Raw genomic sequence first — 24463 nt, forward strand, 5'->3', positions numbered from 1 at the left:
CATGAATTGCTCGCGCGGCGAAAAACGCCGCACGTTCAATCTAGTCACGGGTTGCAGCTGGCACAATCACGCCAACGTATATGTTTGGTGGATCAGCGGGGGGCGGGGAACGGCGAGCCCGCCGCAGATGCGGCGGCCGCCGGGGCCGCGGCAGGCGCTGCTGCACGCTTGGCAGCCTTGCGGGCGCGGCGTGGCGGTGTCGCAGGCTGCAACTCGGCGACGACCGGGCTCGGATCGACCGTGGTCCGTGCCGGCGAGGTGAAATCCCCGGGAACGCGGGTGACGGTCACCGGAACTGTCATCGGCTGGAATTTTGCGAGGGTAAAGGTTGCGCTGAACCCGGTTTCCGTCGCCAGAGGCAGCGAGCACGGGGTCTTGCAGCTCGGGCCAATGGACGTGACCACCTCTGCGCCGGGCGGAACCGAGTCGAATTGTACGGTAACCGGTTCCGGTGCCGACTTGAATGCGTCCATGGAGAACGACGTGCAACCGGCCAGGCTCAGGCCTGCCGCTGCCAAAACTATTACTCTACGCATGGGTATATCCGTCACGTTTTGCGGCTAGCCGCCATCCCCGGGCAACCATAGGAGCGTCGCACATATGACGCAACACGCAGGCCGCTTATAGTTAATTGATGGTTAATGAGGTCGCCGAACAACCTGAGAAACTCAATTATCTGAACAGGCTAGGCGAGGCGGCGGGGCAACAGGCGGTCGACAGTCGCCGGTAGATCACGGAAATGGTCGATCACGATGTCGGGCTTGAGCTCGATAATCGGGACATCGGTATAGCCGAATGTAACGCCGATCACCGGGACATTGGCCCGCCGCGCCACACCGACATCGGGGCCGGCATCGCCGACCATGACAACGGACGACATCACGCCACCGGCACGCGCTACCGTCTGCTGCAGGATGACAGGATCGGGCTTCGCGACGCCGAAGGTGTCAGCACCGCAGATCGCCGCGAATCGGTTGGTCAGCTCCAGCTTGTCGAGCAGCAGCTTCGACAGCCATTCCAGCTTGTTGGTGCAAACCGCGAAGCGGTAGCCACGCCCCGCCATTTCGTCGAGCGCGGCAATCAGGCCCTCGAAGGGGCGCGATTCGTCGGCGATATGCTCCGCGTAATAAGCGATGAAATCCTCGGTCAGGCGTGTGACCTCGTCCGGGGTCATTTCCCGCCCTTCAAGCTCGAGCCCGCGTTCGATCAGGCGCCGGGCGCCCTGGCCGATCATTTTCCGCGCAGATTCCAGCGGGACGGGGGCCAACCCCTCCTGATGGAGCACGTGATTCAGCGCGCTGATGAGATCGGGGGCGGTATCGACGAGGGTGCCGTCGAGGTCGAAAACAACGAGGGGAGGAGGGGAAGCATCTGTCATGCGGGGATCGCTACCGGTCCGCGGCCGATCCCGCAAGGGGGGCGGACGTAGCCCAGCATCCCCCTGGGAATGCAGGCCTGCATTCCCAGGGAAAGCACGTCCTTCGCCCTGTTCCTTGCCCCCAAACGTCGCTAGATATGCGGCGCATCCCGTCCGCGGGACCGTTTTTGAACTGCAAGGACCGCCGCGCCGATGAATATGGACGAGCTGAAACGACAGGCTGCCGCCAAGGCGCTCGAACATGTGCGTGATGGCATGAAGCTCGGACTCGGCACGGGATCGACAGCGAAGCACTTCGTCGAACTGCTCGGTGAACGCGTGGCGGGCGGTCTCAAGGTTATTGGCGTTCCGACGTCCGAGGCCACGCGGGCCGATGCGCAACGTTGCGGCGTGCCGCTGACCACACTCGACGAGGTCGATCGGCTCGATCTCACGGTCGACGGTGCCGACGAAGTCGATCCGGCGCTGAATCTCATCAAGGGCGGCGGCGGCGCATTGCTGCGCGAGAAGATCGTGGCGGCGGCGTCCGACCGCATGATTGTCATCGCCGACGATTCCAAATGGGTGCCGACCCTCGGCCGCTTCCCGCTGCCTGTGGAAGTGATCCCGTTCGGCCTGTCGGCCACGCGCCGCGCGATTGCCGATGTGTTCGCCAAGTGCGGGTTGCACGGCGAAATGACCATTCGCAGCGGCAAGGACGGCCATGCTTTCGTCACCGATGGCGGCCACTGGATCATCGACGCCCGGCTCGGGACCATCACCGATGCGCCCCGCCTGGCCGGGCTGCTCGGCGCCATTCCGGGCGTGGTCGAGCACGGTCTGTTTATCGGTCTGGCAAGCACCGCCATGCTGGCAGGATCGCAGGGAATTCGCGTTTTCGAGCGTCCGTAACGGCGCAATCAAGGAGAATTGGAATGAAGAAGCTCTCGCACATGCTGCTGTCCGCCGGTCTGGCGCTCAGCGTTGCAGTGATCGCGCTGCCGGTCTCCGCGCAGCAGGCATCTCCGGAAGGACAGGCTCGTCCGATCAAGCCGGCATCGCCAGCTGCGATCGGTTACGCCAAGGAAATTCTGGCGATGAAGAACGCCAGCGCGATGTATGCCAATGCCGTGCCGAACATGGTTCAGCGCGTCAAGGATTCGCTGCTGCAGAGCAATCTGAACTATCAGAAGGATCTCAATGAGGTCGCCATCACCATCGCGCAGACGATGGCCGGCCGCGACAAGGAGATCACCGAGCAGATGGCGAAGATCTATGCCAGCGACTTCACCGAGGCGGAGTTGAAGGATCTTGCGACCTTCTACAAGTCGCCGCTCGGCCAGAAACTTCTTGTGCAGGAGCCCCAGTCGATTTCCGCCAGCATGACCTATATGCAGCAGTGGGCGCAGCAGTTTTCGGAGCAGGTCAACGGCCTGTTCCGCGCTGAAATGCGCAAGCGCGGCAAGGAAATTTAAGGGCGTAAGCTGAGGCCCGTCATCCCGGGCCTCAGCCCGCAGTTCGGAGCGATCATGGCTGACGTCGACGTCGATCTGTTTGTCATTGGTGGCGGTTCAGGCGGCGTGCGCGCCGCCCGTATCGCTGCCGGCTACGGCGCGAAGGTCATGGTGGCCGAGGAATATCGCTTCGGCGGCACCTGCGTGATCCGCGGCTGCGTGCCGAAGAAGTTGATGGTCTATGCCTCGCACGTCCAGCGCGAGATCGACGATGCCGCCGGTTTCGGGTGGACCATTCCGACGGCAACATTCGACTGGTCGACCTTCATCGCCAACAAGGACAAGGAGATCGCCCGGCTCGAGGGCATCTATCAGTCCAATGTGGAGAAGACCGGTGCGACGACCGTCAAGACCCGCGCAGTGTTCGAGGATCCGCACACGCTGCGTCTCGGCACGGGCGAGACGGTGAACGCCAAGCATATCCTGATTGCGACCGGCGGCGCGCCCAATCATGGGCCTGTGATTCCCGGCATTGAGCATGTGATCTCCTCCAACGAGGTGTTTCATCTGCCCGAACTGCCGAAGCGCATCGTGATCCAGGGCGGTGGTTACATCGCGCTCGAATTCGCCTGCATCTTTGCAGGATTGGGCTCCGACGTGACGGTGGTCTATCGCGGCGACAACATCCTGCGCGGTTTCGATGAAGACGTGCGCGCTCATGTCCGCAGCGAGATGGAAAAGGATGGCATCACCATCCTGACTGGCTGCACGGTGACCAAGGTCGAGAAGCACCGGCACGAATTCACGACGCATCTGTCCAGCGGCGCAAGCATCGCGTCCGATCAGGTGTTGTTCGCGATCGGCCGCAATCCGAACACCGCCAATCTCGGCCTCGAGAAGGCTGGCGTTGCACTCAAGCCCGCCCATGGCGGCATCATCGTCAACGAGTTCTCGCAAACCAATGTGCCGCATATCTACGCGGTCGGTGACGTCACCAATCGCGTCAACCTGACGCCGGTGGCGATCCGCGAAGGCCATGCCTTTGCCGATACGGTGTTCGGCAAGAAGACCGTGAAGGTCGATCACAGCAATATCCCGACCGCCGTGTTCACCCAGCCGGAGGTCGGCACCGTCGGCATGAGCGAAGAAGAGGCGCGCGCCACCTTCAGCCACGTCGATATCTACAAGACCAATTTCCGGTCGATCAAATCGACGATTTCCGGCAGCGAAAGCCGGGTGCTGATGAAGCTGGTGGTCGACGGCGCGACGGATATCGTGGTTGGCGCCCATATCGTCGGACCGGAGGCGGCCGAACTCATCCAGGTGCTGGGCATCTGCGTGAAGCTGAAGGCGACCAAGGCTGACTTCGACGCCACGGTGGCGGTGCATCCGAGTGCGGCCGAGGAGCTGGTGACGATGCGCACGCCCACCGCACGCTACGTGCGCGAAGCCGCGGAGTAACACCAGCCCTCATGGTGAGGAGCGCGCCCTTGCGCGCGTCTCGAACCATGAGATGCAACGTATCGGTGTTTGTGGCCATCCTTCGAGACGCGGTCGAAGACGACCGCTCCTCAGGATGAGGGCGGATCGATGATCTGCGGCTTCAATGATGTGCCCCTAATCTTCCATCTGGATCCATTCGGCGGCGCCGCGCCACAGTGTGTCGCGGTGCTCCGGCCGGAAGAAGCCGAAATGGCCGACCTTTTTCGAGCCGGCCTCGATGGGGCGGATACTGTCGATCTCCGGCTTGATCGACGTGAAGCCGGCGCAGAGCATTTCGACGGCGGCGCGTGTCGCCCATGGATCGTCCGAGAAGCTCAGCGCCCGCATCTCGCCGCGGTAACGTGGAAAATTCACGAGTGCCCGCAGTTTGCTGTCGTCGAAGAAGTAGCGATCACTGGTGACCCAGCCCGCCCATTCCAGAAACACGTCGCGTGGCAGATCGTAGCCGAGGCCGATCCTGCCGGGCGCATAGCCGATGACGCGCGCCAGCGGCGCGCCGACGAATTTCATGAGCGCATAGATGCGGTAGCCCTCAGGCGGCGTCATCAGTCGCCAGGTGCCGGCTTGTGCCGCGATGAGCAGGGCGCGCGATACTTCGGAATTGTTGGGGATCAGGCCGAGCGCCTGACCGCCGAAGGAATGCCCGACAAAGGCGAGCGGCATCGTCTTGTAGCGCTCGCGCATCCAAGTCACCGCGGCGGTAACATCGAGCGCAGCCCAGTCGGTCATGGACGCCTTGAAGCCGACCAACGCGTTCGACCGGCCGGATAGGGGATCGGCCTTGGGCCGCGAATCTCCGGTGCCGCGATAGTCATAGGTCAGCACGGCGCAGCCACGGCTTGCGAGGTAGCTGGCGAAGCCTCTGTAGATTTTGCGGGGAACAGCGGTTGCGGAATTGATCAGAACCGCGTGGGTGCGGGCACCGCGGGGCAGGTACAGCGTCGCGCCCAACGAATAGCCGTCGGTCGCCTGGAAGGTGATGTCATCGGCAAAAGCGTCGTCCAGTGCAGCCTCCGACACCGCAGTTTCTCCCATGGTGTCCCATATGTTCCTTGCCCGGGCCTAGCAAATGCGAATTCGGCTTTGGCTGCAAGGGCTTGGGGCGCAATGTGGATTTCGAACTGGCGATCCCCATCTACGCTGTGTATAACGCGGCCTCCGCAGCCATAAAGCGCGGTTTTCAGGAGAGAAGTGATGTCCGAGCGGTGGACGCCCGATAGCTGGCGCGGCAAGCCCGTGCTGCAAATGCCGGAATACCCGGATCTCAAGGCCCTTGGCGATGTCGAGGCGCAGCTTGCCACGTTTCCGCCGCTGGTTTTTGCAGGCGAAGCCCGCAATCTGAAGAAGTCGCTCGCCCGCGTGGCTGTCGGCGAGGCCTTCCTGCTGCAGGGCGGCGATTGCGCCGAGAGCTTTGCCGAGCATGGCGCCAACAATATCCGCGATTTCTTCCGCGCCTTCCTGCAGATGTCGGTGGTGCTGACCTATGCCGGCGCGCTGCCCGTGGTGAAGATCGGCCGTATCGCCGGCCAGTTCGCCAAGCCGCGGTCCTCGCCGATGGAGAAGCTCAACGGCGTCGAACTGCCGAGCTATCGCGGCGACATCATCAATGACATCGCCTTCACGCCAGAATCGCGCGTGCCCGATCCACAGCGCCAGCTGATGGCCTATCGCCAGTCGGCGGCGACGCTGAATCTGCTGCGCGCTTTCGCGACCGGCGGTTTCGCCAATCTCGGCAGCGTGCATCAGTGGATGCTCGGCTTCCTGAAGGATTCGCAGCAGTCGCGCCGTTACAAGGAACTGGCCGACCGCATCTCGGACGCGCTGAACTTCATGCGCGCCTGCGGCCTCAATCTGGAAAGCCACCCGGAACTGCGGTCGACGGATTTCTACACCAGCCACGAAGCGCTGCTCCTCGGTTACGAGCAGGCCTTCACGCGCGTCGATTCCACGACGGGCGACTGGTACGCGACCTCCGGCCACATGATCTGGATCGGCGACCGCACGCGGCAGCTCGATCATGCCCATGTGGAATATTTCCGCGGCATCAAGAACCCGATCGGCCTGAAGTGCGGCCCGTCGCTGAAGCCGGATGAACTGATCAAGCTGATCGACGTCCTCAATCCGGACAATGAGCCCGGCCGCCTGACGCTGATCAACCGCTTTGGCCACGAGAAGGTTGGGGAGCATCTGCCGGGCTTCATCCGCGCGGTGCAGAAGGAAGGGCGCTCGGTGGTATGGTCGTGCGATCCGATGCACGGCAACACCATCACGTCGAATTCCGGCTACAAGACCCGTCCATTCGATCGTATCCTGTCGGAAGTGAAGTCGTTCTTCCAGATCCATGCCGCCGAAGGCACCCATCCGGGCGGCGTGCATCTGGAGATGACCGGCCAGAACGTGACGGAATGCACCGGTGGCGCGCGCGCCATTTCGGATGAGGACCTCAACGACCGCTACCACACGGTCTGCGATCCGCGTCTGAATGCCGAGCAGTCCATCGACATGGCGTTCCTGATCGCCGAATTGCTGAAGACGTCCCGCGTCGACAGGGCGGAGCCGCTGCCGGTGGCATCGGGTCTCTAAACTTGTCGCGCCTCTGGCGGGCCTGCATCAACACCTGGAATGGCCTGACCTTCGCGACGCGATCGGAGCAGGCCATTCGCGAGGAGCTGTTTGCACTGCTCCTCGCGGTGCCTTTGTCGTTTCTCATCGGGACCACCGCAGCGCGTCGGCTCGAGCTGGTGGCGGTGGTTCTGCTGCTGCTCACCGTCGAACTGCTCAACACCGCCATCGAGAAATTGGCTGACCGGCTCACCACCGACCATGATCCGCAGATCGGGCGTGTGAAGGACATGGGATCGGCGGCCGTCGGCGTCGCGCTGGTGATCGCCGGCATGACCTGGCTGTATGCGCTCGGTGAGCGCATAGGCATCTTCTAATCCTGCAGTTGCGAAGGATGAGCCGGTAGGCTTGGATGTTTCCATGACAGAATTGACGCGCTTCACGGTCACACTCGCCCAGCTCAATCCCATCGTCGGTGACATCACCGGCAATGCCGCCAAGGCGCGCGCTGCGCGGGCGCAGGCCAAAGCCGACGGCGCGACGCTGATCGTGTTTCCTGAATTGTTCATCGCCGGCTACCCACCGGAAGATCTGGTGCTGAAACCGGCCTTTCAGGCGGCCTGCCGTGCGGCCATCGAGGAGCTGGCGCGCGAGACCGCGGACGGGGGTCCGGCTGTGTTGATCGGCTCGCCCTGGGTCGATGGCGGCAAGCTCTACAATGCCTGCGCGCTGCTCGACGACGGCCGCATCAGCGCGATCCGTTTCAAGGTCAATCTGCCGAATTACGGCGTGTTCGACGAGAAGCGCGTCTTCGCGCGCGGCTCGGTCTCGGGACCCGTCACCATCCGCGGCCTGCGCGTCGGCGTGCCGATCTGCGAAGACACCTGGATGGAAGAGTCCGCCGACTACGAAGACGTGGTCGAGACGCTGACCGAGACCGGCGCCGAAATCCTGATCGTGCCGAACGGTTCGCCATATGCCCGCGGCAAGACGGATCTGCGCTTGTCGGTGCAGGTCGCCCGCGTTACCGAGAGCCATCTGCCGATGATCTACCTTAATCAGGTCGGCGGTCAGGACGAACTAGTGTTCGACGGCGCGAGCTTTGTGCTCAATGCCGACCGCTCGCTGGGGGCACAATTGCCGTCCTTCACCGAGAGCATCACGACGCTGACATTCGAGAAGATCGACGGCCACTGGCGCTGCGACGGACCGATCGCACCGGTACCGGAAGGCGACGAGGGCGACTATGCCGCCTGCGTGCTCGGCCTGCGCGATTACGTCAACAAGAACGGCTTCCCCGGCGTGCTGATGGGCATCTCCGGCGGTATCGACTCCGCGCTTTGCGCCGCGATCGCCGTGGATGCGCTCGGCGCCGACCGCGTGCGCGGCATCATGCTGCCATTCCGCTACACCGCGCAGGTGTCGCTCGACGATGCCGACAAGCTCGCGAAGGCGCTGGGTTTCCGTTACGAGATCCTGCCCATCGCCGATGCGGTCAACGGCTTCGAGAAGATCCTTGCCGATACCTTCAAGGGTCTCGCGCGCGACATCACAGAAGAGAACCTGCAGGCGCGCACCCGTGGTACGCTGTTGATGGCCGTCTCCAACAAGACCGGTGCCATGGTCGTCACGACAGGTAACAAGTCGGAAATGTCGGTCGGCTATGCCACGCTCTATGGCGACATGAATGGCGGATTCAATCCGATCAAGGATCTCTACAAGACCCAGGTGTTCCGTATCTCGACCTTGCGCAATTCATGGAAGCCCGAAGGCGCGCTCGGTCCTGATGGCGAAGTGATCCCCAACAACATCATTATCCGTCCACCCACGGCCGAACTGCGCGAAAACCAGACCGACCAAGACTCGCTACCCCCCTACGATATTCTCGATGGCATTCTCGAACGCCTCGTCGAACGCGAAGAGCCGCTGTCGGAGATCGTCGCGGCCGGTTACGAGAAAGACGTCGTGACGCGCATCGATCGGCTGCTCAACATCGCCGAATACAAGCGCCGGCAGGCGGCGCCGGGCGTGAAAGTGACGCGGAAGAATTTCGGCCGGGATCGCCGCTATCCGATCACCAACAAGTTTCGCGATCTGGCCAATCCATTGCCGAAGCCCGATGAGGACCTGGTGACTCGGCCAGGCAAGGGCACCAGCGAAGCGTTTGAATGAAGCTGTAGGGCGAATGACGCCCTACAAACCCGTCGTGTATCAGCGCGTGATCCCGTCACCGCGCCGTTTTGGCCACCGCCGCAAAGGTTGAATCGCTCAGGACGCCACCGCCCTGAAACAGGGTGACGACGGGTGAGGATGCGGCGCTGGTGCTGTTCTTGATGTCATACAGCGCCGAGAAACGGTTCAGCAGTTTGGCCAGCTTGGCGGGATCGGCGAGGTCCTTCAGATTGAGGTGTTTCTCCACCACCTTGGCCTGCTGATCGATATCCATCGCGCCGACCTCGTCCGGCAGGCTGAAGATGGTGCGGAACACTTCCGCCAGTGCCTTGTCTGCAAGCAGGTCATAGGCCGAGGTGATGCTCGGCGCCTTGCGCTCGAAGTAGAGCGCGAGCCGGACGCCCGGATTGCTTTCGCCCTGCTGCGTCTCCAGCGTCTGCTGCAGATATTTGTGCTGGATTTCCATGAACTGGTCGCGGGTCTGCGGCCCGAATTTCGGTAGCCGCGCGATCTCGCCGTCGTCGTCGAAATTGAACGAGGCCACCAGCTCCGCGAAACGCGGATCCTTCTGCGTGTTGACGAAGCTCTTGGGGTCGTTCAGGTCGGAATCGAACATCTTGCGCAGATCGGCGGTGGTCACCTTGGCGGGGTCGAGGTCCTTGGCGACGAGCGCGATGTCGATCAGCTTCCTGTCGGCAAGCAGATCCTTCACGCTCTCGATATTGGCGATGTTCTTCTGATAATAGACCGCGTCCTTGTCGGCCGCCTTGCGCAGCTCGGCCTGTTCCTTGTCCTTCGTGAAGCGTGTCTTGGCGATGATGTAGTCCTTCATCACCTGGGTGACTTCCGCCGCGTCCTGCGCCACCACAGGCGTCGTGATATTTCCGCTGCTGTCGAAATTGAATGCCCGAGCGAGCTGAACGTATCGGTCGTCGTGCAGCTTGTTCACGTAGCTCTTCGGATCGTCCGGATCGCTTTTGAGTACGTTTTTGATGATCGTCGGCGAAACCTCTTCGGGATCGAGACCAAATGATTTCAGAGCAAAATTATAGACGTTTGGCGTCTTGAGAAAGGCATCGACCGTGGTCACCTTGGCGAGACCAGAGCGATACTGCTTGATGAGCGATGCCGCGTACTTTTCGTCCGCTGCGAGATAGGTCGCGCCCTGGCTGTTGACATATTTGGCATGGGTGCTGCTCAGCTGCGCGGCTGTCTGGGCAGACGTTCCGGTGGGCAATGTGCCGTCGGGCGAGAACTCGAAAGCGCCGGCAAGCGCCACATAGCTGTCGATCGTCTCGAGTGCATCCTTATAGCTGAGGATGCTGACCTCATTCATCGACCCGCGCGTGCGCTCCAGCTCGATCTTCTGGCGCAGGTCGGCCATATCGGCGCCCGGCTGTTTCAATGCCGCCATATATGTGTCGATCTTGCTGGCGGCATCAAGCATCGCTGCCTGGGCCTTGGTGATATTCGCATTGATGTCGGCTTTCTGCGACACCCAAACGGAATTGACATAGCTGTTCGGATCGGACGGGTCGCTGCTCAGCACCTTGCTGATCGTGTCGTGGGACCAGCGATTCTTGTCGATGCCGAAGGCCGAGAAAACATAATCCCGCAGCTTGTCGTCGGCGAGCAGGCCATTGACGTTGGTGATCTTTCCGATCGTGAGATTGTAGTAGTTCTTGTTCGCGTCGATGGCATCGACCCCGCGCTGCGCTACGGCCGTGTACAGACCGATCATGTCGTCGGCCTGGTTCTCGGACTGGGCGGTGTTGGTGCTGCTGCTGGCGGTCCCGAAGGGGAAGGCCGCTGCGAAATCCCGGTAGCGTTTGTCGCTCAGCTTGTTGGCAAAACTGTTGGCGTCGGAGAGATCGCTTTCCAGCACCTTGCGTAGGAAGGCCTTGGCATAGGCCATGTCCTCAAGACCATAGGCCGTCGTTGCATAGGTATAGAGCCGATAGTCGTTCAGGAGATCATCGACGGTTTTCACCTTGCCGATGTTCTCCTTGTAATAGGCCGTATCCCGCGAGACGGTGGCCTGTTGCGAGATCCGCGTCAGCGATTGGGTGAGATTGCGGGAGACGATATTATAGTTGAGATAAGTCGAGACCATCCGAACACCCTCGCGGTTTGGCGTGAGCCTACCGTTCGGAGGTTGTCCGAAGCTGGACGCAGGGGCCGTGCGCTTGTCGCCCTGCCTGGCCGGGCGAGGACACGAGGCTTAACGCGGCGCGTTGTTCGGCAGGAATTGCGGGCCGACGGTCCGGATCTGGCCAGGAGCGGACGGCGCCGCCGGTTGCGCGGGAACTGCTGCAGCAGGCGCATCGGTCGCCGCGCCCTTCTTCAAGGCGGCAGGCGTGCCCTTTTGCGGCTGCGACATCCGCTTGGCACGTTCCTCGGTGACGATGATGTCGCCATTCTCCGCTGCCGATTTGTCGTCGACATTCTTCAACGCCTCGGACCAGGTCTGGCCTTGCGCCTTGCAGGAGCACGACGGATTGAATTCGGTGCGATACTTGAAAGCGTTCGGCGACGACGAATAGGGCTGCCCCGAAACCGAGACGGCCGAGTTCATGTCTTCGCCGGGATTGCGATAGGTGAACAGGTTGGCGTCGGAGGCCGGGCAGAGATTCTTGCAGGTTCGCTCGTCATCGCCGAAACGCGCCGGGATCGTCGCGAACGAGATCGGGAAATAGAAGCCATCGCAGGTGCGCACGCAGACGGTCCGATAGGTGCCGGACGGAACGGGTGACATATTGCCGTCCAGCGGCGCCGCGCCGGGGCTTGGCTCGTTGTTGCCGAACAGGTTGCTCAGGAAACCGCCGGGGCCTGAGTTCTGTGGCGCGGCGCGCTGCGCAGCGGCGGCGTATTGCGGGCCGCAATTGTTCTGCGCGAGGGCCAGCAGCACCGAGCGGCGCTGGGTATCACGGTCCGAACTGCCGGGCGTGCCGACGCGCAGGCGTTCGAGATTGCTGGTGATCTGATCCAGATTGCCGCGCATCTGCTGGATCTGGTTGTTGACCGGGCCGCACTGCTGCGACTGGCCATTGAACAGCGAGAAGAAGCCGGAACTGTCGCAGCCCATCCGCTTGGCCTGCGCTGAGACGCGGTCGAGCTCGCTCTGCTGCTTGGACGCGGCGTCCTCATAGCGGCGAAGCTGTTCGGCGCGTGCGGGATCGAGGCCGTTGCCGCGATCGATGGTCGCGAGCTGCGCCTCGAGGCGCCCGCACATCGGATTGGCAGAACCCTGCTGCTGCGCCTGGCTTGGTGGATAGACCTGCTGCGCAGGATAGGCCGGTGGCGGTCCGTTCTGCGCCGATGCAGGAGTGCCCAGCGACAGCGCACCAACCAGTGCGGCACCAACAAAAACCCAGCGAGAAAGGGAAGCAGTCACAGTGTCAGACATATCCGGCCAATGCGCGAGTCAGAAGCGAGCGAGACAGAAACAAGCGGAGTGGTGCGGCATCGCGCGTCGATACCGCCGCCAACCTCTCGCCGACGTTGCCAGACGCGCGCGATGAAAATGCGGCGGCGAACGCGGCTTTCCATAGCTGCTTCTCGCGGCAGGGTCACGTCGTTTCCGGGGCCTCACTGTGGCCGCAAGCGTGACGCAAGAAAATCGCAAGCCGCGGGATGTCAGCGCTGGCAGGTAATCGCAACGAATTCGTCGCATTTGCCGTGATGGCAGGCGCTGCCTGACGTCGGGACCGAGCCGGTCACTTCATCGGGATCGACGCGGCGATAGGCGACGGCCTGGTCGAAGGCGCGCGATTTGCAATAGGACAGGGCGGCATGCGCGCCGCACTTCTCGCCGCGGGCGAGGCACTGGTCGATACCGTAACCGTCAGACTGGTTGGCGATGATGAAGACGCGGGAATCGGCAAAGGCCGAGGAAGCGGCCAGAACAAATGCCGCCGTCAGAACGACTGAAATGGATTTCATAACTCACCGAATGAATGAGGAAATTCGCCCTCATTCGATACGCCCCAAAGATTAATAATCATTAACCATGGGCGGCGTAGCGATGGATTGAGGCCGAAATCAGCCCTTTGCGGCATAGTTCCACACCCTTGACGGGCCACCTGGGGTTGCCCCATGGTGCCCCGATGAACGGTTCTCTCGCCATTTGTGGCATTTGCCGCGAGATTAAGAGCTAGCGATTCGCTGGCTGAGGCCGTCTTTTCTCACACGAGATCAATCTCAAGAGGGATGAGAGGACGCCCGGCCGCTAGGGACGGACATCCATGGAACTGCGCCTTTACGACACCCTGACCCGCGAGAAGCGCGTCTTCACGCCGATCGATGCCGACAATGTCCGGATGTATGTCTGCGGGCCGACGGTCTACGACTTCGCCCATATCGGCAATGCGCGCCCGGTCATCGTGTTCGACGTGCTGTACCGGCTGCTGCGACACGTCTACGGAGTCGACAAAGTCACCTATGTCCGCAACATCACCGACGTCGATGACAAGATAAACGATCGCGCGTTGCGCGACTTTCCGGGCCTGCCGCTGAACGAGGCGATCCGCCGGGTCACCGAGACCACGGCCAATCAGTTTCAGGCCGACGTCGCAGCGCTGGGCTGCCTGTCGCCGACAGTGCAGCCGCGGGCGACGGACTTCGTGCTGCCGCGCCCCGACGGCAAGACCGACATGGTGACGCTGATCAAGGAATTGATCGCGCGCGGCCACGCCTACGAGGCTGCGGGCGAAGTGTTGTTCGACACCCAGTCGATGGCCGACTATGGCGCACTCTCCGGCCGCAAACTGGAAGACCAGCAGGCCGGTGCGCGCGTCGCAGTCGATGCGCACAAGAAGCATCCGACCGACTTCGTGTTGTGGAAGCAGTCATCCGCGGAAGAGCCCGGCTGGGACAGCCCTTGGGGCAGGGGCCGTCCGGGCTGGCACATCGAGTGCTCGGCAATGGCGGAGGCCTATCTCGGCACGATCTTCGACATTCATGGCGGCGGCCTCGACCTGATCTTCCCGCATCATGAAAACGAAATCGCCCAATCGCGCTGCGCCCATGGCACGCATGCGATGGCGAATTACTGGATGCACAACGGCTTCCTGCAGGTTGAAGGCGAGAAGATGTCGAAGAGCCTCGGCAACTTCTTCACTATCCGGGAATTGCTGAACGATTGGCCGGGCGAAGTGCTACGCCTGAACATGCTGAAGACACACTATCGCTCGCCGATCGACTGGACCGTGAAAGGTTTGGAAGAAAGCGCCAAGACGCTCGATGACTGGTATTGGGTCGCAGCGGATGCAACAGGTGGCGACGTCTCCGACAAGGTGATGGAGCCAATGTTCGACGATCTGAATACGTCGCTGGCTGTTGCGGCGTTACACGGTCTTCGCAACAGTGCGGCAGCAGGCAATGACGGCGATCGCAGCCAGTTTGCAGCGTCGTTACGTGCGCTCGGTTTCCTGTCGGAAACGGCTGCTGCATGGAATGGACGCAAGCAACAGGCCAGCGGGATCGATGCAGCAAAGGTCGATGGTTTGATTGCGGATCGTACAGCCGCGCGGGCTCGCAAGGACTTCAAGGAGTCGGATCGTATCCGCGACGAACTTGCCGCCATGGGCGTCGTCATCAAGGACTCGAAGGAAGGTACCACTTGGGAGATCGTGCGATGAGCCGACCCGACACACCGTTTCCAAAGCACTGGAAATATTACATCGCGCTGAAATGGGCGCTGATCATCGGCGCGATCGCGCTGGCGCTGAAGCTGGTGGATTTCTGGTGAGCGCGATGGGCGAGGCGAAACCGGCACTGCGGCCGTTCCTACCGGATGACACCGCGATTGCGGCTGCGATCTATGTGGCCAGTATCGAGGAATTGACGGGCGACGACTACAGCGAAGCGCAGCAGGAAGCCTGGGCCGCCACAGTCGACGACGAGGTGGCCTTCGGGAAGCGGCTGGCGTCGCAACTCACGCTGATTGCGACATTGGACGGCGTGCCGGTCGGCTTTGCATCGCTGAAAGGCGCCAACCACATCGACCTGCTTTACGTGCATCCGAATGCCGCCTTGCGCGGTGTTGCATCACTGCTGATCGATGCGATCGAGAGGCTCTCTGGTGCGCGCGGCGCCAAGTTGCTGACCGTGGATGCCAGCGACACCGCTGAGCCCTTCTTCAAGAAGCGGGGGTATATCCCGACACAGCGCAACAGCGTGCCGCTGAATGATGAGTGGCTTGCCAACACCACGATGCAGAAGACGCTGGGCGAATCCGGGGCCGCCTAAATCGAAGAAGGCTGGGGGAAGACCGATGATCGATCACATCTCTATCGCGGTCAGCAATCTCGAACGTGCCGTGCCCTTCTACGAGCGTAGTTTCGCGCCGCTTGGCATGACCCGGCTGGTAACACGGCCGGCGATGGTTGGGTTCGGCAAGACCTATCCGGAAGTCTGGATTAATCTGCGTGCAGGCATGGCACCGCTACCGCTTGATAGCGGTGTGCATCTTTGCCTTCGCGCGAAGACGACGGATGAGGTTGATGCGTTTTATGCGGCAGCAATCGCCGCAGGCGGCGTCTCGGAAAGCGCGCCCTCGCTCCGGCCGCATGATCGCGTCCGCTACTATGCGACTTTCATCGCCGATGCCGATGGCAATCGTATCGAGGTGGTGACGTTCCCGAAAGACGACGCCACCACGTCGTAGAAGGCCTTAGAGCCGCGTCGCGACGTCCGGAGCCAGCTTCTTGGCTTCGTCGGAGGCCAGCGCCGCAGCGGTGCGGAGTCGGGGCAGGATGTCTTCGGCACGGTCGGCCGTCAGCACGTCCAGCGGCAGTGTCGGCCGGATGAAGGCGGTCGAGCGCATGTGTTTGAGCAGCTCGAGCAGCGGCTCCCAGAAGTTATCGATATTGGCCATCAGGATCGGCTTGCTGTGGCGGCCGAGCTGCTGCCAGGTGAGCTGTTCGACCAGCTCTTCCAACGTGCCGATGCCGCCGGGCAGGGCGACAAAGGCGTCCGATCGCTCGAACATCAGCCGTTTGCGCTCATGCATGTCGTGGGTAACGATCAGTTCCTGGGCGGCGGTCAGCGCGTTTTCGCGCTTGGTCAGGAATTCCGGGATGATGCCGGTGACCCGGCCGCCATTGTCCAGCACGGACTTGGCGACCGCGCCCATCAGGCCGATGGAGCCGCCGCCATAGACCAGGCCGATGCCTTGCTCGGCCATGATCTTGCCGAGCGCGACCGCTGATTCGACGAAACTGGGATTGGTACCGGGGCCGGAGCCGCAATAGACGCAGATCGTTTTAATTGTGCTCATGGAATCCATGTGGCACTGCGGGATAACAGCGTCAAGACACGGAATGAACGCGATACGGGAAATTCCTGCCCGGGACACCTCTCCGCAGGGAAAAGTATGCTCCGCGAGGGTGCGACGTTCCTGCAAAGCGCCTATATGCATTCTAATGAAATCGACCTCCATTTTGAGCCGGCCCCGGGCCGCAGCTCCGTTCGTTCCAGGCGCCGTGCATGTCTGATTCCGATCCCGCGCTGAACGACGAGACAGTTCCTAACTCGGCCCATATCGAACGCGGCACGCTGTTCGGAACGCTCGCCCATTTGTGGCCCTATATCTGGCCGGGCGACCGCGACGACCTGAAGATGCGCGTCGTCTGGTCGATGCTGCTGCTGCTGGTCGCCAAGGCGGCGACCCTGACGGTGCCCTTCACGTTCAAATGGGCGATCGATGCGCTGACCGGCGCCGATACGGCTCCCGTCCAGTCCTCGAACTGGACGCTGTGGCTGATCGCATCGCCGGTCGCCATGACCGTCAGCTACGGCGCGATCCGCGTACTGATGGCGATCTTCACGCAATGGCGCGACGGCATCTTTGCCAAAGTGGCGATGCATGCGGTGCGCAAGCTGGCCTATCTCACTTTCGTCCATATGCACGAACTGTCGCTGCGCTTTCATCTGGAGCGCAAGACCGGTGGCCTGACACGTGTGCTCGAACGCGGCCGCGCAGGCATCGAAGTCATCGTGCGCATGGTGATCCTGCAACTGGTGCCGACCATCGTCGAGCTGTTGCTGGTGATGGGCGTGCTGCTGTGGCAGTTCGACTGGCGCTATGTGCTGGTCGTGGCGATCACCGTGGTCGTCTACATGTACTACACCTATCTCGCGACCGAGTGGCGCATCGCTATCCGCCGCAACATGAACGAGTCCGATACCGAGGCGAATACCAAGGCGATCGACTCGCTGCTGAACTATGAGACGGTCAAATATTTCAGCGCCGAAACGCGTGAGGCTGAACGTTACGACAAGACGGTCGAACGCTTCGAGCGCGCCAGCGTCAAGACCTATACGTCGCTGGCCGTGCTCAATACCGGGCAGGCGATCATTTTCACGCTCGGTCTGACATCGACGATGCTGATGTGCGCGGTCGGCGTACGCAACGGCACTCATACGGTGGGCGATTTCGTCATGATCAACGCCATGATGATCCAGCTGTACCAGCCGCTGAATTTCATGGGCATGGTGTATCGCGAGATCAAGCAGGCGATCATCGACATCGAGAAGATGTTCGGTGTCCTGAACCGCAATCCGGAAGTGAAGGATATTCCAGGAGCCAAGCCGCTGCTGGTGACGTCAGGTGCTGTGCGCTTCGACGACGTGCGTTTCGCCTATGACCCGGAGCGGCCGATCCTGAAGGGGCTCTCCTTCGAGGTGCCGGCCGGCAAGACCGTCGCAATCGTCGGCCCGTCGGGCGCCGGCAAGTCGACGATCTCGCGACTGCTGTTCCGACTGTATGATGTGTCGGGCGGAACGATCTCCATCGACGGCCAGAACATTCGCAATGTCACGCAGGCCTCGCTGCGCCAGTCGATCGGCATGGTCCCGCAGGACACCGTGCTGTTCAACGACACCATCCGCTACAACATCCGCTATGGCCGCTGGGACGCAACCGACGCGGAGGTCGAGGAAGCCGCCCGCATGGCGCAGATCGACCCCTTCATCCGGATGTCGCCGAAGGGCTACGAGACCGAAGTGGGCGAGCGCGGCCTGAAACTCTCCGGCGGCGAGAAGCAGCGCGTGGCCATTGCACGGACCGTGCTGAAGGCGCCGCCGATCCTGTTGCTCGACGAAGCGACGTCGGCGCTCGATAGCCATACCGAGCAGGAAATCCAGGACGCGCTGGAGAAGGTCTCGCAGGACCGGACCTCGCTGGTGATTGCGCATCGGCTGTCCACCATTGTCGGCGCCGACGAGATCATTGTGCTCGATCAGGGCCGTATCGCCGAGCGCGGTACCCATGGCCAGTTGCTGGCGGCGGGCGGTCTCTATGCCAGCATGTGGAACCGGCAGCGCGAGGCCCAGGAGGCCCGTGAGCGGCTGGCCCAGATCGGCGACGATGCCATCGCCCCCAATCGCACCCCGCCGCCGGTCGATGACGACCGGCTGATGACGCCTGACGCGGCGGAGTGATTCTTTCTCTTTCCCTCGCCCCCGAGCGCGGCGAAGCTGCGCTTGGCGGGAGAGGGTGGATCGCCCGCGTTAGCGGGCGAGACGGGAGAGGGGGGCATGGCGAGGGATCAGGCCAAAGCTTTGCGCGCCAATATGACGGATGCCGAGCGGCAGCTTTGGTATCGGCTGCGCGCCCACCGATTTCAGAGCTTCAAATTCAAGCGTCAGGTGCCGATTGGGCGATACATCGTTGATTTCGTCTGCCTTGAACGGCGCCTCGTCATTGAGGTCGATGGCGGGCAGCATGCTGACAGCAAACCGGATCAAACCCGAGACCAATGGCTTCAACAACAAGGGTTTCGCGTTCTGCGGTTCTGGAATAATGAGGTGTTCAACAACACGGATGGAGTGCTTGAGGTGATCGTTGAACATCTTGGCCATTCCGCGCCAGCCCCCTCTCCCGGCACGCCGCTACGCGTCGCGCCACCCTCTCCCGCCTGCGCAGCTTCGCTGCTTGGGGGAGAGGGGAAGAAAGATAGAGCTTAAATGTCCATCGCAAATTCCATCCGTGGTCAGATCCCGCCGATCCACAAGGAAGGCTATCCGTTCATTGGCGCTTTTGCGCTGGCGAGCCTGGTGCTGTTCTGGATCTGGACGCCGCTCGGATGGATCGGCACGGTCCTGACGGTCTGGTGTGCGCTGTTCTTCCGCGATCCGGTGCGCGTAACCCCGACCCGCGAGGGCGTCGTGGTGTCGCCCGCCGACGGGAAAGTGTCGATGGTGCAACCGGTGCTGCCGCCGGCCGAACTCGGCCTCGGCGACCAGCCGCTGCTGCGCATCTCGGTGTTCATGAGCGTCTTCAACGTCCACGTGAACCGCAGCCCGGTGGCTGGCCGGATCGAGCGCATTGCCTATCGGCCGGGCAAGTTCATCAATGCTGAGCTGGACAAGGCCAGCGAGGACAATGAGCGCAATTCGCTGGTTATTTCGACCCCCGGCGGCCGGATCGGTGTGGTGCAGATCGCCGGGCTTGTGGCGCGCCGGATCGTGTCCTTCGTGCGCGAGGGCCAGACCCTGAGCGCCGGAGAGCGCTTCGGCCTGATCCGTTTTGGCTCCCGGCTGGATATCTACCTGCCGGAAGGCAGCAAGGCGCTGGTGGCCGTGGGACAGACCGCGATTGCTGGTGAGACCGTGCTGGCCGATTTCCGGATTGGTGACGGCGGCCGCACATACCGCGTCGATTAACCCGGGTGATAACCCAGGGGTGATAGCCGCGGGGGTGATTAACCCCGATTTCCTGCCGCTTTCGGCGGCAGGACGCCACAATGGCGGAGCAGGGTGGGATTTGCTAGGATCACGCCATGCAAATGCCTCCTGACCAGTCTCCCGAGACGCGCCGCCGCCGGTTCCGGACCATTCCGATCCGGATGCTGGTGCCGAACATGATCACGCTGCTGGCGATCTGCGCCGGCCTGACGGCGATCCGCCTGTCCACCGAGGGGCGGATGGAACTTGCCGTGGCGGCCATCGTGTTCGCCGCCGCGCTCGATGGCGTTGACGGCCGTGTCGCCCGCATGATCAAGGGCCAGTCCAAATTCGGCGCCGAACTCGACAGCCTGGCTGACTTCGTCAATTTCGGCGTGGCACCCGGCCTGATCCTGTATTTCTGGCAGCTCCACGATCTCAGCAATGCCGGCTGGATCGCCGCGATGGTGTTCGCCATCGCCGGCAGTCTGCGGCTGGCGCGTTTCAACGCCACCATGGACGATCCGGACAAGCCGGCCTTTGCCGCGAACTTTTTCACGGGCATGCCTGCGCCGCTGGGCGCGCTCACCGTGATGCTGCCGATCTATCTGGGCTTCCTGGGCATGCCGATGCCGCCGGCCATCCTGACGACCCTCTACACGCTGCTTGTTGGCTTCCTGATGGTGTCGCGGCTGCCGGTGTTCTCCGGCAAGGCCGTGAACATGCGGGTGCCGCGTGAGCTGGTGCTGCCGGTGTTCGTCGGCGTGGTGCTCTTCATCGCGCTGCTGATCGGCTACCCTTGGCACATCCTGTCGGCGCTCTCGATCATGTATCTGCTGAGCCTTCCGCTGGGCTGGAAATCGTATCGTGATCAGGAACGCGCGCTGGCCGCGCAGTCGGTGGTCCCTGTCAATCCGGCAGCGCCCCATGCATCGACGCCCTATACGCCGGGTGCACCTGAGATCGCACCGGATGATCGGCCCGCACGCCTGAACTGATTGTCCATCTCGCGAACAATTCATGCAGCCGCTTTCCCCTGCGATAGCAGCCACAACGAAAGCGGCTGCATTTCGTTTTGGGCATGCAGTGAAGTCGGCTATATCCGAAGTCACTCAGCGATGACGACGTCCCGCGAAGACGGGATGCGATAATCACACAGGAGAAACGCCGTGACGAATTCCGCGACCGGTCCGCTGCCCGCATCCGTTCTGGAAGCACTGGGCCGCTACGACACGCCGACCATCTGCAATGCGATGGAGATCGTCGCCCCCGAGCGCCGGTTGATCGGTTACACCACGCGTCCGCTGGTTTGTCCGTTTCCCAATCTGCCGCCCATCGTCGGCTATGCGCGCACCGCGACCATTCGCGCGACCATAGCCTCCGGCCTGCCTGCCGCGGAGCAGAAGGCGCGGCGGCTCGCTTACTACGACTATGTCGGCACGGGCATCGGTCCGCGCATCAGCGTGATCCAGGATATCGACGGGCCCGACGCGGGCTATGGCGCGTTCTGGGGCGAGGTGAACAGCGCCGTGCACAGGGCGCTCGGTTGCCTCGGTGTGGTCACCGACGGCTCGATCCGTGATATCCCGCAATGGGCGCCGGACTTCCAGGCGCTCGCCGGCACGATCGGTCCGTCGCATGCGCATGTGCATGTGAGCGAGTTCGGCAATGAAATACGCGTTGCCGGCATGAGTGTCCGTTCGGACGATCTGATCCATGCCGATCAGCACGGCGCGGTTGTGATCCCGCTCGATGTCGCCGCGAAACTGCCGGAAGCGGCAGAGCTGTGCGGGCGGCGGGAGACACCCATTCTCGATATCGCGCGCAGTCCGTCATTCACGCTCGAGAAGCTGAAAGAGGCGATGGCGCGCTCGTCGGAAATACACTGAAATCCGGGTCTATTAAGACTAACGATAAAGGTTAGATGCCGATTAACCCGAACCAGCTCCGGTTGCTTGCGCGGCCGGAGGGCTTCGGGCTAACTGCCCGTTCTGCCGTGGAGACGGGTATTGGAGACGGTATTGCCTCAGACCAAGGATATGAAGAAAGCCTGGAATGAGCGCGCAAATCGTGACCCGTTCTTTTACGTCGAGACCGAGTTGTGGGATCACGATCCCGAAAAATTCTTCGCACTCGGTCGCGAACGCGCGACGCTGCTGATCGACCCTGTTCTCGCAAAATATGCAGTTGATCCCGTCGGCAAGACGGCGGTCGATATCGGCTGCGGTGTCGGACGTTTCACGCAGGCGCTTGGCCGGCGTTTCACCAGGGCTGTCGGCATCGATGTGTCCGACGTCATGGTGGAAAACGCGAAGGCGGCGGCAGCGGCGTTCAGCAATCTCGACTTCGTCGCCGGCAATGGCGTCGTGTTTCCCTTGGCGTCCGAAACTGCGGACTTCGTGTGGTCATATGAGGTCTTTCAGCACATGCCGTCGCATGACGTCGTGAAGGCCAATCTGGTCGAGGTTGCCCGCATCCTGCGTCCATCCGCGCTTGGACTCATTCACTTCCGAACTGCGCACGAATATCCGACGATCCTCTGGCATATCGCCAAGTTCGTCCCGACACCTGTCATCCAGAGGATCAAGGCGCTGCTCGGCAAGGATCCGCTGACGGCGGATACGTCGTGGCGCGGTGCAAAGCCGTTGCCGAAGAATACGATCGCCGACTTCTGCGTGGCCGCCGGCCTCAAGCCGATCGAGTTTCTCGATGACCCGACCCACGCGCCGGGGTCACGTACCTTCGTGGTCGTCCAGCGCGCTGTTTGACGCCGCACAATCATCCTCAATCGGTCTGCTGAACGAACTTTCCGTATCGTTCCACGCGTGCTCGCACGTCATTAATCTGTCGTTAATGAACCGTGAAGCGGTAACGCGTCCTTAATCGCAGTATCGCTAAGGTACCTTCGCGCGGCCTGATCTCGAGGCGTGCCGCCGTCCAGGACGGGCGTCGTTCGATACGTGTATAGCGTCGGAGTTGACATGGATATCACAACACTCGTCGGTTTTGTCGCTGGCATCATTGTGCTGTGTACCCTGGTCCTCATGGGCGGCAGCTTCGGGATGTTCTACGACATCCACGCCGTCATTATCATTTTCGGCGGTTCGTTCGCCGCGACGCTGATCCGCTTTCCGCTCTCGTCCATCCTTCATGGCATTCCGCTCGGCGCCAAATTTGCATTCACGCTGAGCCGCCTGAACGCGCGTGATCTCGTTGACGAACTCGCCCGCATCGCGGAAATCGCGAGGAAGCAGGGACCGGTCGGACTCGAAAAAGTCGAAACTGATGACGCATTCCTCGCCAAGGGAATCCGCTTCGTTGCCGACGGCTACGACCTCGAATTCATCCGCGACAATCTCGAGCGCGACCGCGACAATTTCCTCATGCATCTCGACGAAGGCTCGAAGATCTACCGCGCCATCGGCGATTGTGCGCCGGCCTTCGGCATGATCGGCACGCTGCTCGGCATGGTGCAGATGTTCTCGAACATGTCCGATCCGTCCAAGCTCGGACCGTTCATGGCTGTCGCGCTGCTGGCGACGCTGTATGGCGCGATCGTCGGCAACCTGATCTGTTTGCCCATCGCCGACAAACTGCACGTCAAGGTGCTCGATGAGGAGACCAACCGCACGCTCATCATCGACGGCATCCTGATGATCCGCGACTCGAAGAGCCCGGCGCTGGTGCGCGAAATGCTGCTGGCCTATCTGCCCGAGAAGCACCGCCATGACGAAAGTGAGCCGGTCCCAGCGTAACACACTGGAGGCAGGCTCGGAGCACGTCCGATGGCGAAGAAAAAACGCGGAGAAGCACACGGCGGCCATGGCTGGTTCGTGACCTTCGCCGACCTGATGGCGCTGCTGCTCAGCTACTTCGTCATGCTGGTGGCGTTCTCCAGCCCTGATGGCGCCAAACTCAAGATCGTTGCCGGCTCGGTTCGCGAAGCATTCGGCGTGCAATCCGATGCGCGTTATTCAGGTGTGATCGAATCCGATGGTCTGCCGACGCGCGGTCAGACGAAGAACAAGGACCATGTGTCGCCGGACGATGCGTCGAACATCACCAGTCCGAGCGAGAAGGGCGGCCGTCCCGCGGGCGCCAAGCTGAAGATGGACCGCGAATTCGCGCTCGCCTCGGCATCACTGCGGCAGGCGCTGCAGGACATGCCGGAGATCAACGAGATCTCCAAGAACATCATGTTCGAGGAAACCAAGCAGGGCCTCAATCTGGAAATTATCGACCAGAACGGCCGCTCGATGTTTGCTGACGGATCCAAGGTTCCCTATGAGCGCACCCGCCTGTTGCTGCAGAAACTCGCCGGACCGCTGAAGGCAACGCCGCTGCGCGTGGCTATCGTCGGTCACACCGCCGCGGGCTTCGTGCCGGCGCGCAGTGAATACGATGCATTCGATCTGTCGGCCGATCGCGCCAATGTCGTTCGGCAGATTCTGGAACGCGAAGGCCTGCCGTCGTCCCATATCTTCTCGGTGTCGGGCAAGGCAGACAGCCAGCCGCTATTCCCCGATGATCCGACCATGGCCGCCAACCGGCGGGTGACCATTACGCTGATGCGGGAAGACCCTCCGCTGCCGCCAAACCTCAAGCCGTAAAACAGTCAATTCCTTTTTTACTGCTCCAGCCTCTTTTTTTGCTGGGCAAGGCCGATTTTTGCTGCGCTCCCGATAAGCGATCTGCGGCAGTATAGGCTAGTGTCCCGGTTGACTGGCATTGCCCGGCGCGCCATAGC

Annotated in this window: 24 protein-coding genes; 17 read left to right on the top strand and 7 right to left on the bottom strand. The window is 62.0% G+C overall.

The annotated features are described in order from the left end of the window. Positions 1 to 92: 92 nt before the first annotated feature. Together CHC01_RS25430 and CHC01_RS25435 are read right to left on the bottom strand one after the other, a co-directional pair. A complete protein-coding gene (locus CHC01_RS25430; protein ID WP_089267143.1) occupies positions 93 to 536 on the bottom strand; it encodes a hypothetical protein in 444 nt (147 codons plus the stop codon). Between the two features lie 149 nt (positions 537 to 685). Beyond that, positions 686 to 1378 carry an HAD family hydrolase gene (locus CHC01_RS25435; protein ID WP_089267144.1) on the bottom strand — a complete coding sequence of 231 codons (693 nt, stop codon included), beginning with the start codon at positions 1376 to 1378 and terminating at the stop codon, positions 686 to 688. 192 nt (positions 1379 to 1570) lie between these two features. Between CHC01_RS25435 and rpiA the strand changes: the two genes are divergently transcribed. The 3 genes from rpiA to gor are packed head-to-tail and all read left to right on the top strand — an operon-like array spanning position 1571 to position 4272. Then, positions 1571 to 2269, top strand: coding sequence for a ribose-5-phosphate isomerase RpiA (gene rpiA, locus CHC01_RS25440; RefSeq protein WP_089267145.1), 699 nt, complete (start codon positions 1571 to 1573; stop codon positions 2267 to 2269). A 23-nt stretch (positions 2270 to 2292) separates the two neighbouring features. Then, positions 2293 to 2832, top strand: coding sequence for a DUF2059 domain-containing protein (locus tag CHC01_RS25445; protein ID WP_089267146.1), 540 nt, complete (start codon positions 2293 to 2295; stop codon positions 2830 to 2832). 54 nt (positions 2833 to 2886) lie between these two features. Further along, entirely contained in the window at positions 2887 to 4272 is a 1386-nt protein-coding gene (gene gor, locus CHC01_RS25450) for a glutathione-disulfide reductase (protein ID WP_089267147.1), read from the top strand. 156 nt (positions 4273 to 4428) lie between these two features. Here gor and CHC01_RS25455 read toward each other — a convergent pair whose 3' ends face one another. Continuing rightward, the gene (locus CHC01_RS25455; RefSeq protein ID WP_089267148.1) at positions 4429 to 5349 is read right to left on the bottom strand and encodes an alpha/beta hydrolase family protein; all 921 of its coding nucleotides are present in this window, start codon (positions 5347 to 5349) and stop codon (positions 4429 to 4431) included. Between the two features lie 159 nt (positions 5350 to 5508). Between CHC01_RS25455 and CHC01_RS25460 the strand changes: the two genes are divergently transcribed. Genes CHC01_RS25460 through CHC01_RS25470 form a run of 3 tightly spaced genes read left to right on the top strand, consistent with a single transcriptional unit; the run spans position 5509 to position 9048 of the window. Then, entirely contained in the window at positions 5509 to 6897 is a 1389-nt protein-coding gene (locus tag CHC01_RS25460) for a class II 3-deoxy-7-phosphoheptulonate synthase (protein WP_089267149.1), read from the top strand. 2 nt (positions 6898 to 6899) lie between these two features. Further along, positions 6900 to 7253 carry a diacylglycerol kinase gene (locus CHC01_RS25465; protein WP_089267150.1) on the top strand — a complete coding sequence of 118 codons (354 nt, stop codon included), beginning with the start codon at positions 6900 to 6902 and terminating at the stop codon, positions 7251 to 7253. A 43-nt stretch (positions 7254 to 7296) separates the two neighbouring features. Beyond that, entirely contained in the window at positions 7297 to 9048 is a 1752-nt protein-coding gene (locus tag CHC01_RS25470; protein ID WP_089267151.1) for an NAD+ synthase, read from the top strand. A 55-nt stretch (positions 9049 to 9103) separates the two neighbouring features. Here the strand turns inward: CHC01_RS25470 and CHC01_RS25475 are convergent, their stop codons facing one another. The 3 genes from CHC01_RS25475 to CHC01_RS25485 form a co-directional block, all read right to left on the bottom strand. Beyond that, complete coding sequence (locus tag CHC01_RS25475; protein ID WP_089267152.1) at positions 9104 to 11161, bottom strand: DUF1217 domain-containing protein; 2058 nt, start codon at positions 11159 to 11161, stop codon at positions 9104 to 9106. A 108-nt stretch (positions 11162 to 11269) separates the two neighbouring features. Then, positions 11270 to 12454 (bottom strand): DUF2865 domain-containing protein, encoded by a 1185-nt coding sequence (locus tag CHC01_RS25480; RefSeq protein WP_089267153.1) that lies wholly within the window; start codon positions 12452 to 12454, stop codon positions 11270 to 11272. Between the two features lie 230 nt (positions 12455 to 12684). Then, positions 12685 to 12990 carry a Rossmann-fold NAD(P)-binding domain-containing protein gene (locus CHC01_RS25485; RefSeq protein WP_089267154.1) on the bottom strand — a complete coding sequence of 102 codons (306 nt, stop codon included), beginning with the start codon at positions 12988 to 12990 and terminating at the stop codon, positions 12685 to 12687. A gap of 302 nt (positions 12991 to 13292) precedes the next feature. Here CHC01_RS25485 and cysS point away from each other — a divergent pair, with 302 nt between their 5' ends. From cysS to CHC01_RS25500, 3 genes are all read left to right on the top strand, one after another. After that, positions 13293 to 14687 (top strand): cysteine--tRNA ligase, encoded by a 1395-nt coding sequence (cysS, locus tag CHC01_RS25490; RefSeq protein ID WP_089267155.1) that lies wholly within the window; start codon positions 13293 to 13295, stop codon positions 14685 to 14687. Between the two features lie 115 nt (positions 14688 to 14802). Next, on the top strand, positions 14803 to 15297 hold the full coding sequence (locus CHC01_RS25495; RefSeq protein WP_089267320.1) for a GNAT family N-acetyltransferase: 495 nt from the start codon (positions 14803 to 14805) through the stop codon (positions 15295 to 15297). A gap of 25 nt (positions 15298 to 15322) precedes the next feature. After that, on the top strand, positions 15323 to 15715 hold the full coding sequence (locus CHC01_RS25500; protein ID WP_089267156.1) for a VOC family protein: 393 nt from the start codon (positions 15323 to 15325) through the stop codon (positions 15713 to 15715). Between the two features lie 6 nt (positions 15716 to 15721). Here the strand turns inward: CHC01_RS25500 and CHC01_RS25505 are convergent, their stop codons facing one another. Continuing rightward, positions 15722 to 16327, bottom strand: a complete 606-nt coding sequence (locus CHC01_RS25505; protein ID WP_089267321.1) for an LOG family protein — start codon at positions 16325 to 16327, stop codon at positions 15722 to 15724. Between the two features lie 209 nt (positions 16328 to 16536). Between CHC01_RS25505 and CHC01_RS25510 the strand changes: the two genes are divergently transcribed. The 8 genes from CHC01_RS25510 to CHC01_RS25545 all read left to right on the top strand — a co-directional run bounded on the left by CHC01_RS25510 (position 16537) and on the right by CHC01_RS25545 (position 24326). Next, entirely contained in the window at positions 16537 to 18492 is a 1956-nt protein-coding gene (locus CHC01_RS25510; RefSeq protein ID WP_089267157.1) for an ABCB family ABC transporter ATP-binding protein/permease, read from the top strand. Between the two features lie 132 nt (positions 18493 to 18624). Next, on the top strand, positions 18625 to 19017 hold the full coding sequence (locus CHC01_RS25515; protein ID WP_349636631.1) for an endonuclease domain-containing protein: 393 nt from the start codon (positions 18625 to 18627) through the stop codon (positions 19015 to 19017). Next, positions 19018 to 19716: a phosphatidylserine decarboxylase gene (locus CHC01_RS25520; RefSeq protein ID WP_068730577.1), complete on the top strand. Its 699-nt coding sequence runs from the start codon at positions 19018 to 19020 to the stop codon at positions 19714 to 19716. 122 nt (positions 19717 to 19838) lie between these two features. Then, positions 19839 to 20714: a CDP-diacylglycerol--serine O-phosphatidyltransferase gene (gene pssA, locus CHC01_RS25525; RefSeq protein ID WP_089267159.1), complete on the top strand. Its 876-nt coding sequence runs from the start codon at positions 19839 to 19841 to the stop codon at positions 20712 to 20714. Positions 20715 to 20885: 171 nt separating this feature from the next. Further along, positions 20886 to 21605 (top strand): RraA family protein, encoded by a 720-nt coding sequence (locus CHC01_RS25530; RefSeq protein ID WP_089267160.1) that lies wholly within the window; start codon positions 20886 to 20888, stop codon positions 21603 to 21605. A gap of 132 nt (positions 21606 to 21737) precedes the next feature. Next, positions 21738 to 22484: a class I SAM-dependent methyltransferase gene (locus CHC01_RS25535; RefSeq protein WP_141137165.1), complete on the top strand. Its 747-nt coding sequence runs from the start codon at positions 21738 to 21740 to the stop codon at positions 22482 to 22484. A 213-nt stretch (positions 22485 to 22697) separates the two neighbouring features. Further along, a complete protein-coding gene (locus CHC01_RS25540; RefSeq protein ID WP_068730581.1) occupies positions 22698 to 23471 on the top strand; it encodes a motility protein A in 774 nt (257 codons plus the stop codon). Positions 23472 to 23501: 30 nt separating this feature from the next. Further along, positions 23502 to 24326: an OmpA/MotB family protein gene (locus tag CHC01_RS25545; RefSeq protein WP_068730582.1), complete on the top strand. Its 825-nt coding sequence runs from the start codon at positions 23502 to 23504 to the stop codon at positions 24324 to 24326. The last annotated feature ends 137 nt before the right edge of the window (positions 24327 to 24463 follow it).

Origin of the sequence: Tardiphaga sp. OK246 (assembly GCF_900188215.1) — a bacterium.
GTDB classification, from domain to species: domain Bacteria; phylum Pseudomonadota; class Alphaproteobacteria; order Rhizobiales; family Xanthobacteraceae; genus Tardiphaga; species Tardiphaga robiniae.